We start from the raw sequence: 11,183 nt of genomic DNA on the forward strand, positions 1-11,183 counted from the left end.
CTGCCGAGACAACCTGCCATGGCAGCATGCTCAGCGACGATGGCAAGACAGTCGTAGGCAATAACATCCTTGAGAAAATCACGACTTACAATTTGAAGACCGGTCTATACAGCGAACAGTCGAATAACTGCCAGTTACCGCACAAGGTGCAGACGCGCTGGCGCCTGCGCAACGACGCGACACGTTCTCGCTCAGAGCAGGTTGCCAGCACGTATGACGACTACGGCAACCTGCTTACCCATCAGGCGGCCAATGGCGTGGTGGAAACGTCCCTTTGGTACAAGGCGGAGGAAGACGGATATCCAGGCGACCCGGAAGGCTTCGTCAAGCACCTGAAGCAAAAGATCGTCACGCCGGCAGAGAACCTGCCAGGCGCCGCCCCCACGTTGGTCACCACTTACCGTTACGAACGCTTTCCCGTTCTGGCATCCAGCGCAGCTGAAAGCGGCCAGGGCCACTGGTTGGCCTTGCAAAGCGAAACACTCGCCGGCGAGCGCGAACTCAATACGATTCACTACAGCTATTACGTGCAGGAGCAGGAAAGCCCTGGGCCGGACGAGCCGATGACGCATGGTCGCGTGCGCTCACGCACATCGGCATTTCCGTTGACCACAAAAGCCGCCGATGTGCAGGGCGCCACGCTGGACACCTGTGCGGAGTACACCTATCAGTACAAAACGATTGACTGGGACAGCCTGGTCGCTCTGGCGACCTCGGACAGCCGCGGCGAGAAACGCGCGCCTGAGTGGTTCGAGGCGACACGCATGCTGTACACACAGCGGCAGATCACGGGCTTCGACTCTACCTGCAAAACCACTGCGCAAGGCGTCTCGTTAACCACAGGCGAAGTGCTTCTGGACCTCGACGAAGATAACGTTGCTCGGATTACGCAGTTCGATAGCCTGGGGCGCATGGTCTGCCAGATCGTCGCGCCAGGCAGCGCCAGCGAAGCGACCCGCAGCGAACGCTACCACCTTTGTGCCAATGAGCAGGAGCAGGCCGACCAGCGTTCGACGGACAGCCTCGGGGTGACGGTCACGCAGCATTTCGATGGCGTGGGCAGAGTCGTGCAAGAAACCCGCGATCATCTCGATCCAGCACAACCTAAACGGCAACTGCCCATCCTGTCCCATCGGTATGACGCCTGGGGTCGGGAGTTGGCAGTCAGTCAGCACGATTGGCTCGACGGTCAGGCTTACCCCGCTCCCGGGCAGTTGCAAACCACCGAATACCGATACGATGCCTGGGGCGAACGGAGTCTCATCCTGCGTGCAGATGGCGTGCAGGAGCATGTGAGCTTCGATCCCACCGAAACGGACAAAGACAACAATGTCTTCAAGACCCGCTGGCTCCAGGCACCCAGACAAACGCTGAAAAGTGAAAAGGTCAGAACCACCATCAATGTCTTCGAGAAGCCGCTGTTGATCGAGCGACTTGGCCTGGACGACACCCCACAGGCTGCCCAGAAGCTGAGCTACGATGGCCTCGGTCGCTGTATCAGCAAAACCGATGAACGTGGCAATACCACACGATTGGAGTACGACGCGTTCGACCGTATGACGGCCAACGTGCTGCCCGATGACGGCCGTATCGAATGGCAATATGCCGCGCATTCTGGTGCGCAACTGCCTGTCAGTATCGTCGTGATCAGCAACACGGGGTCCCTGCCCCGTTACCAAGTCGGCTCGCAGACGTTCGACGGCCTGGATCGACTGACTTCACGCAAGGTCGGCAAGCGGCTTGAGCAACTTCTACACACGTCCGCACAGTCGGCCCCTGTCTCCATGACTACCGGCGCGGGTGACTCTGTAGGCTTTACCTACAAACTCGAGTTGTCGCCGCTCCCGGTGTCCAGTAGCGCCATCGACGACCATGCCGTCTTCGAATACCACCCCATCACGTCGCTACTGACCAAATCCATGAACGCCCAGGGGCAGCGTGAGTATGAATACGACCTCAGCAACCATCTGACCTTCGAGCATTGGAGCAACCTGGGCGGTGACCGGTTGACCACGGCCTATTCAACCTCGTTCCAGGGTCGACTGGCCGAGCGTATGGACGCCGGCGCAGCCGTCACCACTCATCGCTACGACGAACTAGGTCGTACCAAGGCCATTGAGCAAGGCAACGTGGTTGCGGGATTCGACTATGACTCACTGGGCCGACTGTTCAAGGTGGTGTGCACTGACCAGGCCAACGACAGCGCGCTGACCACTGACCTGGCATACGACGAACACGGGCGCGAGTGCCAGCGCACGCAACAACTCGACGGGCAGCCGGCAAGGATACTCATGCAGACCTGGGGCAACGATGGGCTGCTGGATGCGCGCGAGCTCAAGGAAGGGGGAACCACACTGCACAAGGAGCAATTCCTCTATGACGTCAGAGGTCGGCTGCGCACTGTCAACTACAGCGGTCTGCTCTTGCCTGAAGATAACGAAGGACGATCGGTGGTGAAGCAAGTGTTCCGCTTCGATGCCCTCGATAATGTCACCACCGCGATGACGACGTTCGCCGACGCTACCAGCGCAACGACTGTCTACACCTACGATGAGCATGATCGCTGCCAGCTCGCTGGCTTGACCGTCACTCAGGCGGATCAAACCACCATCGAACTGTCGTTTTCGCACGACGCCAACGGCAACCTGCAGATCGATGAACAGGGCCGCGAACTGCGCTACGACAGCCAGAATCGCCTATTGGAGATCGAACCGAGCAGCCGCTATCGCTACGATGGCCTGGGCCAACTGGTCGCCAGCAGCGCCGGTGGGGACCAGGAGTCGCTGCTGTGGTTCGACGGGGAACAACTCAGCCTTGCCATGAAAGGTGCAACTGCCACGCGTTATTGCCGGCTTCAAGACGTGCCATTGGCGCAACAGACCCACGATCCTGCCGCTACGCTGTTGCTACAGACCAGCGCCAGCCATAGCGTTATCGCCGAAAGCAACGCCGGGCTGGTGCGCAGTACCACCTACCTGGCGCATGGGCAACGTGATGGCGCATCGCTCCTGGATAGCCATTTGGGCTTCAATGGCGAAGCGCTGGACGCCGGGAGTGGTTGGTACCTGCTAGGCAACGGCTACCGCGCGTACAACCCGGCACTGATGCGCTTCACCAGTCCGGATTCGGAAAGTCCGTTCGACACGGGCGGCTTGAACCCCTATGTGTACTGCCTGGGTAATCCCGTCACCTTGCGTGACCCGACTGGCCATAGCGCGAGTGCAGGTGGCAGGCCAAGGCGCCCCGATGAGGATGATCCAAGCTGGCTAGGACGCCGGCCGGGCGGTGGGGACACGCTGAAATGGGTATGGTTGGGCGTGGCTGTCGTTGCCACGATCGCCGCCGTCGTTACCGCTGGCGCCTCGCTGGCAGCGGTGGGGGCGTTTGGCGCGGCTGCGGCAGCTTCAGTCGCCGCTGCAGGCACCTCAGTGGCAGCGGGCGCGCAAGTCGGTCTCGGCACCGCGCTGCTCGCCAAGTTCGCAGGTACCACATTGACTGCAGCGCTGATGAGTACGGCAACGGCTGCGCTGGCTGTGGCCGGTACGGGCGCACAGGCCGTGGCAGCGATCAGCAACGACCAGACGGCAGGTGCCTGGGCGGGCTATCTGGGGCTTGCCAGTATCGGCCTGGGGGTGGTGAACGGCCTGAGGTCTGCGGGTGGGGCGCTGGTGGGGAGATTCCTTGCCCGTGGGGGTCCAAACTCCGTTGCGGCCTCTGTCGGTCTGCCCGGTACACCGCGTGGTATCGTGGACGCTAGTGATCTGGGGGACGCTGCCCGCCCCAGCTTTCTTCATGGGAAGTGGGCACAAGATATGCGATTCCAAAGAATTCGTAGTCAGTTTCAGCAGCGACGCTGGCTAAACCATCTCAAGGAGGGACACCTCCCCAACCGATTTCGGCGTTAGTTAACCGCCCCTGGCAAAACCCGCTGACCACAGCGGGTTTTGCCCTCCCCGCACTACCCACCTAGCATTTTTACCAGTTTCGACGGCTGCTCCCCAGCGCTAGCATCCTTGCAAGACCTGGGATCCAAGTCGTTCCCGCATGCTCTCGCATCAGACACTTCCATCACCTAAATAGTCGGAGCGCCAGATGAGCAAAACTTCTTCACGCGAACGTGCCGCAACAGTCCGCCTGGACTATCAGAAACGCCGGGTTCAATCAAAGGCTATCCAGGTCAGTGCTCTGCCAGACCTCGTAGTACCTGGGATCATCGACAACACAGATGGAACGTTGAACAAGGACGTACTGGCTGCAGACCTGGACGTTATTATCAGCCGCTGGCCTGATCTGCCAGAGCCCGGTTACGACGAATACGACACACTGCAACTCGAACTTGCCACTGTTGATGAAACCGGGAACACAGGTCCGTTCCTTCCAGTTGGCGCATCTCACCAGTACGATAGTACAAGCGCGTTCCCAGCGACCGTTACCGTTCCCAAGAACGATCTCGTGCGGGATGGCAAACTGCGGTTGCGATACTCCGTCGTGTTTTACCAAGGTAATGACGACACCTCCAATTCCATTCCCCTGATCTGTGACAGTACCCCCCGTGGGGAGTCACCGAGCCGCAGCCTGCAGTGCCGCCTGCCAGCACAGTTACCGATGCCTACTTCACGACCAACCCACTCGGCATCAAAGTAACACTTCCCGATTATCCGGGCCGGGTCGCGAGCGATAGCTACGCCCTCTATTACTCGGACACCGTACCGACGGCCCCATACCCTGATCCGGTAGCGGTCGGCCAGGTGCCGAAAGACATGATTGTCTTGATTCCCAAGGCGGTCGTCGACGCCAAAGGAGACGGCCACTTCTACATCGTCTATTTGCTGCTCGACAAAGCCACCAACCGCAGCCGCATCTCCGAAGTGGCTGAGGTCTACGTCAACCTCGGCACGCTGCCAGACACCCTGCAGGCGCCAGTAGTGCCTCTTGCGGCAGACGGCTTGATCGACCTGCAGGACGCACAGGCCAGCATAGATGTCGAAATACCCGCCTTTAACAATCACCGCCCGAGCGACTACATCGAGGTCACTTGGGGTACCGCGCCGCCGTTTTCCGAGCAAATCGGCTCTCGGTCCTTTCCCCTGCTGCTCCAGGTACCGGCCGACCGCCTGCTCGTGGCGTACGGTTCGGCAAGTGGTTCAGTGGTGACACCCGTCAGCTACAAGGTGCTCCGCCACGGTGTGGCCTATGGACCGGAAAGCGTTGATGTCAACGTCGACTTTTCAGTCATCGGCCCACCACGCCCCAATCCCGACCCGACTTGGCCAGATCCGGTCAATGACCAGTTGCTGGCTCCTGCCATCACTGGCAAGACATCGAACATTGAAAACGAGCTCAAACGTGAAGACGCCAGCCAGGCTGCAACTCTCGCATTCGATCTTTATCCATCTGCCAAGGATGGTGAAGTTGTGGATTTCTACTGGGCCGGCACACTGGTTAAAGAAGCGACTCACGTCGTCGATATCACCCAGGGTGCAAAAATCACAGTAGAAATCCCATGGGCATACATTCTCGCGGCAGGCAATCAGGTTGATCTGCCGGTGTACTACACCATTCGTAAAGCGCTGGACGAAGGCAATGAACAACGTTCTGTCAGTGCACTGGTAAATGTCGATGCCGTTACCGTAGTGCCTGATTCAGCCGTGTTCGAGCGCATGCAAGGGCGCTGGCTGAACTGCAAATCGTTGTGGGAAGACGCGGACAATCCTGCTGGCGATCCCGCGTTCCGGGTCTCTGTCAACGCGCTGGCCCAACACTTGCCAACGGGGGGCGAGGTAACGATGGTCTGGACGGCGCTGGGCGGTAGAACCGGTGATACCGAAATTGCCGCAGCTAAGAAAACCGAAGTAATCACCATCACTCAGGCACAAGCAGAAAATGGTTTCACTTGGGACATCAAACCTTACGCCATTCATATCCTGCCAATCCACAACCATAACAGCCTCGGCCCAGATGGTCGGGGCCGCGTTCATTACTCACTCGTCTACGGCGGCGAGACCATTCGCTCGGAAGATGTTGAGGCGCTCGTCGGCATCGGTGTTGGAGGGAGCACATGCCCAATACCCTGATGAACTTGTTTCAAAGCCTTACACGATCAGGCTAACCGCGCCCGTCATCGGATTATTCCTACGCGGGATTACTGATTACACCCCTAGACTTCCGCGCTGACAGGTGAAGCCTCTTTTTCAGAAGGCCTAGCCAATCTTCTCGAACATCTACAGGTAACGTTATGGCCGTCTTGCCGCTATCGCCCGTACACCGCGCCCTGCGCATGGCCTCCCTGGCCCCAGTGCTGTTACTGGGACAGGGCGCCATGGCGGAAAACATCATCACCGATCGCAGCATTGACGGTACGACCGCTCCCGACAGCTACTTCATCACCAACGCCGCTACCCTGACGGCCAGTGGCGCCGTCACCCGGAATATCACGGTAAGGTCCGGCTCCGCGCTGGTGCTCCAGGGAAGCCAGACCACTGCGACTGGGGCGTCTGCCGGGGTCGGCCTCAGCAGCGCCGAAGCAACCATCGCCGGCAGCGTCGTCAGCGCTGATCAGCGCGGCCTGACGCTCGGCGTCGATCTGAGCAACCCGAGCTTGTCGCCCTCTCGCGTCAAGGCCAGCGACAGCACCATCACCGGCGGTGCCGCAGGTGCATTGATCAACAGCAGTCAGCTCGACCTGACAGGCAGCCAGTTGGTAGGCAGCAACGCCAATGGTGTCGGTGCAGACCTACTGGATGGCGTGGTCAGGGCCAATGCGGGCAGCCGCATCGTCGGCGGGGCAAACGGTGTTCGTTTTCGCGGCGGTAGCGGGTTGGCAACGCAGGTGGGCAGCCTGACGCTTGACGCCGGTCATGTCGAAGGGCTTACCGGCTCAGCCATCGCAGTGGGGGCCACAGGCACGCTGCCAACAAGCGCCAGTATCGACGTACTCAACGGCTCCACGCTCAAAGGGGGTAACGGCACGCTTATCGAGGTCGGCGCCGTCGGTACCGCCACCATCACAGTGGACAACAGTCACCTGCTGGGCGATATCGCTGTGGCGCAGGGTGGCCAAGCGACACTGACGCTGCAAAACCAGGCGACTCTCAAGGGCCGGCTGGACAATCTGCAGCGACTCGACCTCAACAGCGGCGCTCAGTGGACCCTGGTGGACAACGCCCAGATAAATGATCTGGCGATGGCCGGTGGCTCGGTAGCGCTCGGAGATACCGCTCAGTTCCACACGCTGCAGGTGAGCGACCTGTCAGGAGACGGCACATTCGTGATGAGGACCGATCTCGCCGACAGGCAGGGCGACTTTCTCGATGTGACCGGCACTGCCACCGGCAACCATCAGATCCGCGTTGCCAGCACCGGCAAAGACCCACTGGACGATACCCAGTTGCAATTGGTGCGAATCGCGGGGGGCGATGCCAGCTTCTCGCTCCAAGGCGGGCCGGTTGACCTGGGGACCTTCGCCTACGGCCTCGCGCAGCGGGGTAACGAGTGGTACCTGGATGCCACGCTGCGCACCCTCAGTACCGGTTCGCAGACGGCCCTGGCCCTGTTCAACACCGCACCGACCGTCTGGTATGGCGAACTCACCATCTTGCGCAGTCGCATGGGCGAGGTGCGTCGCAACGGAGGGGCCGCTGGGGGCTGGATGCGCAGCTATGGCAATCAGTTCAATGCCGCCACCTCGAATTTCGGCTATCAGCAGCGCCAGCAAGGCGTGTCATTTGGCGCCGATGGCCGGCTGCCTGTCGGTGATGGGAACTGGCTGGCAGGTGTTACAGCGGGCTACAGCAATTCTGATCTGAACCTGCAAGGCGGTAGTACGGGACGCGTCGACAGCTACCATGTCGGCGCTTATGTCACTTGGCTTGACCCGAGTACTGGCTATTACTTCGATGGCGTTGCCAAAGTGAACCGCTATCGCAACCATGCCGATGTTCAACTCAGTGATGGCACCCAAAGCAAAGGCGACTACAGCAATAATGGCGTTGGGGTTTCGGCGGAGTTTGGTCGTCACTTGAAAATTGGCGACGAAGGCTATTTCATCGAGCCTTATGCGCAACTTGCAGGCATGGCCATCGAGGGGCAATCCTACGAGCTGGACAACGGGCTCAGGGCCAGCGGCAACGTCACACGCTCGTTGCAAGGCAAACTGGGTACGACAGCCGGGCGCACTTTCGACAAGGGCGAAGGCCGCATGATCCAGCCCTACGTGCGGGTGGCTGCCGCGCATGAGTTCATCAACAGCAACCGGGTTCGGATCAACGACAACAGCTTCGACAACGACCTGGCTGGATCGCGCGCCGAGCTGGGTGCAGGCCTGGTCGTAGCCTGGGCCCAGCAATGGCAGGCGCACGCCGAATTCGATTACGCCCACGGCGAGCGGCTGGAGCAGCCTTGGGGCGCCAGTGTCGGGGTCCGTTACAACTGGTAGTCGAGCAGCATCTGCGGCGCCATCAGGCGCCCTATGGTGTTTCAGAGCCTTGACAACTGCGTTTTTTTAAAAGGAGGCGTCGCGATGTGGTTGATCACATTCATCCGTCGCTGGCTATCGCAGCCAGCCAGCGTCGTTCCAAACGCAGCCGTGCTGCCACCCCCTCGGATTGACGCGCTGCTGGATGACATAGATGGCGGACAACCCAATCTCCTGCCCTTCAGCGCAACGCTGGCGCCTCTGCGAATCGATTTCGAGCCCTGGCAAAATTCCCACCCGACACCGGAGGACCCCGAGGCCTTGACACTGTTTTGGGACGGTGAAGAAATCGGTAGCAAAGGCTGGACTGCGCCGATCGAGGACACTGATCTGTTCATTTCGGTACCTGAGCGTTATTTGTCGGGCGAGGGAGCCCATACATTGGGCTACCGGGTGGTGTTCTATAACGGCAACTCCGCTGACTCCACCCCCCTGACCATCAGCATCGACAGAACGCCACCGCAACTGCCTGACGACAACGGGTTGAGATTCCCAGACGAGGTCATGACTGGCGGCGTGACGGATACCTTCCTGCAAGCGCACGGCGACACGCTGAACGCTGAAATCCCACCGTATGTCAACATTGAGGCCGGCGATGTTCTGACATGGTACTGGAGCGCCACGGTTGGCGGTCCAGAGCGCGCAGGTACTTGGATATTGAAAGAGGCTGATACGGGGCGGGCGCTGACCATCAGCGTTTCGGGTGACTTCATCCGAGCCTCCGGAGACGGTGTGCGCTACGCGCGCTATACCGTTCAAGATCGCGCAGGCACTGCAGTGCAACGCGCGCTACCGATGCCCTTGCTGGTCAATGCCACACCTGTGGCGCCGAACTTTCCTGCTCCCTACCTCAAGGAAACGGGCAGCACAGCGGATGCCAGCACGCTGGACCCAAGCAGAGCACTGAACGGTGGCACGCTGGTCATAAAGCCCGAAGCCACATTCGAGCCAGATGACGAGATCACCGTATTCTGGGGCGTGCCCGGAGAGTACGGTGCCTACAGTACGGCCACCCCTTTGTCATCCGGTTCTCGGGAATATGCGATTCCCAAACTCAACATTGCTGCCAGGCTCGCCAGCCGGTTGGAGATGTATTACGAAGTCACCCGTCGCGGCAACACCTTAGGTTCGACTCGCCATAACCTGACGGTAGAAGCGCCCAAGAACCTGCCGAACCCGCAATGCGACAAGGTCACCGGCAATTACTTGAGTCTCGGCAATGTCGGAAACGGCAAAGCGACGTTCACACTGACGTCCTGGCAGCACAGAAACACCAGCCAGTTCATCCGACTCTACATCGAAGGCAGGCGCAAAGACGGGAAGAAAGATCCCGTCATGGTCGCCGAAGCGGCGCCGGTCTCCTCTATCACCGGAACGATGACAGTGGGCACCCTCAACCGTCAGGACCTGGAAGTATTCGAGGTCCCTACCGCTCTGGAAATCCGTGCATTCCTGAGCGTGGATAACCTGATCAGCTGGATCGAGTTTCCTCACTCGAGCGCTACGCTGGTGGACTGAGCGAGGCGTTGCTGCGTTAGGTCATCATGAGTGCGATCCGCGACATCACCGTTCAAGTCATTTATGGAGAACCAAAAAAAACCACTCTCGAAAGAGTAATGCCAGTCAGTTAAGCTGACTGGCATTTTTATTTCGGCCTGGATATTTCACCGATTTGAACCTGACCGAGCGAGGATAAACGCGCTTCTCCCTGCGATGAGGAAGCACGTAGTGCGGTGCCGAAGCGTGCAGCTCAGCCAGGTATTTGGGGATGTTCCCGGATCGATCTGTCGAAACGCCATTGATAACATTATCCGAACGCCCGAATCGCTGATGCACTTCGTATTGCGTGCCCTTCTTCAGTGGTATCAGCCAGTGCCGCTAGGCCCCGCTTTGTTGCCATTGATGCAGCAGACCCAGGGAATAGAAGCCTTTGTCGAAGAGGGTCAGCGAGTGCTCAGGAGTGGTGTCGATCAACTGCTCTGCCAGCTTCATCTCATTGCTGCAGTAGCCATCGAAAGCGCTGCCAACCAGCATGTGACTGGTCAACTCCATCTGACAGACCATTCGCACTTGAGGATATCCGCCATGGCCATGCTGGTTGGTTCCAGCGTTGAAACGTGTGCGATTTTCAGGCGTGTCAGGTGCACGCCAGACGACTCCGTCCACGCCTAAAAGGCGAAGTCCGGCCCAGGTCGGGTGCTTGGCGGCCTCATGCCAACTTTTCTGGGTGAGGTTGAAAACCTGGCGAACGGCTTCGGAGCCCAGCCGCTGACGCGCCTGAACCACCGCGCTGGGCGCGACCAGCGGACGCTGCCCCGGTAGCATGATGCCCATGCGACTGACGACATCCCACACTGACATCCGCCGAAAAAGCGCCATGGAAACAACGCACCAGAGCATCATTTCCAGTGGTAATCGCCGCTTGCGCATCGTCGCTACACCGGCCTGCTCCACCAGGGCAGGATCAAGCAACGAATCCAGGCCTTCCAGCGAGTTGGGGGTCGAAGCGATGTTGTGAGTGAGTTCCAGTGCCCGAGCGAGACGCATAAAAAAATCCGATGCCAATTAAGGCATCGGATTTTGGTTTGCTGCGGCCAAAGGTCAAGCAGGAAGGCTTAACGGATCGGCATTACTCTCGAAAGAGTAGTTTTTTAATTGGAGCGGGAAACGAGACTCGAACTCGCGACCCCGACCTTGGCAAGGTCGTGCT

Annotated in this window: 6 protein-coding genes; 5 read left to right on the forward strand and 1 reads right to left on the reverse strand. The window is 59.4% G+C overall.

The genetic code is table 11. The features are described 5' to 3' along the window. Nucleotides 1–26: 26 nt before the first annotated feature. The 5 genes from RT028_RS17835 to RT028_RS17855 all read left to right on the forward strand — a co-directional run bounded on the left by RT028_RS17835 (nt 27) and on the right by RT028_RS17855 (nt 9,991). Entirely contained in the window at nt 27–3,905 is a 3,879-nt protein-coding gene (locus RT028_RS17835; protein WP_312936442.1) for an RHS repeat-associated core domain-containing protein, read from the forward strand. Nucleotides 3,906–4,092: 187 nt separating this feature from the next. Next, complete coding sequence (locus tag RT028_RS17840; RefSeq protein WP_312936444.1) at nt 4,093–4,644, forward strand: hypothetical protein; 552 nt, start codon at nt 4,093–4,095, stop codon at nt 4,642–4,644. Next, nucleotides 4,581–6,074 (forward strand): hypothetical protein, encoded by a 1,494-nt coding sequence (locus RT028_RS17845; protein ID WP_312936446.1) that lies wholly within the window; start codon nt 4,581–4,583, stop codon nt 6,072–6,074. Before RT028_RS17840 ends, RT028_RS17845 begins: the two co-directional genes overlap by 64 nt. 161 nt (nt 6,075–6,235) lie before the next feature. Beyond that, on the forward strand, nt 6,236–8,434 hold the full coding sequence (locus RT028_RS17850) for an autotransporter outer membrane beta-barrel domain-containing protein (RefSeq protein ID WP_312936448.1): 2,199 nt from the start codon (nt 6,236–6,238) through the stop codon (nt 8,432–8,434). A gap of 84 nt (nt 8,435–8,518) precedes the next feature. Then, nucleotides 8,519–9,991, forward strand: a complete 1,473-nt coding sequence (locus RT028_RS17855; RefSeq protein WP_312936450.1) for a hypothetical protein — start codon at nt 8,519–8,521, stop codon at nt 9,989–9,991. A 360-nt stretch (nt 9,992–10,351) separates the two neighbouring features. Here the strand turns inward: RT028_RS17855 and RT028_RS17860 are convergent, their stop codons facing one another. Continuing rightward, the gene (locus tag RT028_RS17860; protein ID WP_312936452.1) at nt 10,352–11,020 is read right to left on the reverse strand and encodes an IS4 family transposase; all 669 of its coding nucleotides are present in this window, start codon (nt 11,018–11,020) and stop codon (nt 10,352–10,354) included. Between the last annotated feature and the right edge of the window lie 163 nt (nt 11,021–11,183).

The sequence above is a fragment of the Pseudomonas sp. genome, from assembly GCF_032058845.1.
Taxonomy (GTDB): domain Bacteria; phylum Pseudomonadota; class Gammaproteobacteria; order Pseudomonadales; family Pseudomonadaceae; genus Aquipseudomonas.

Bases quoted from the DNA above. Each gene is read 5' to 3' on its own strand.
- RT028_RS17835 (WP_312936442.1), top strand. From the start codon at position 27: ATGCTCAGCGACGATGGCAAGACAGTCGTAGGCAATAACATCCTTGAG.
- RT028_RS17840 (WP_312936444.1), top strand. From the start codon at position 4,093: ATGAGCAAAACTTCTTCACGCGAACGTGCCGCAACAGTCCGCCTGGAC.
- RT028_RS17850 (WP_312936448.1), top strand. From the start codon at position 6,236: ATGGCCGTCTTGCCGCTATCGCCCGTACACCGCGCCCTGCGCATGGCC.
- RT028_RS17855 (WP_312936450.1), top strand. From the start codon at position 8,519: ATGTGGTTGATCACATTCATCCGTCGCTGGCTATCGCAGCCAGCCAGC.
- RT028_RS17860 (WP_312936452.1), bottom strand. From the start codon at position 11,020: ATGCGTCTCGCTCGGGCACTGGAACTCACTCACAACATCGCTTCGACC.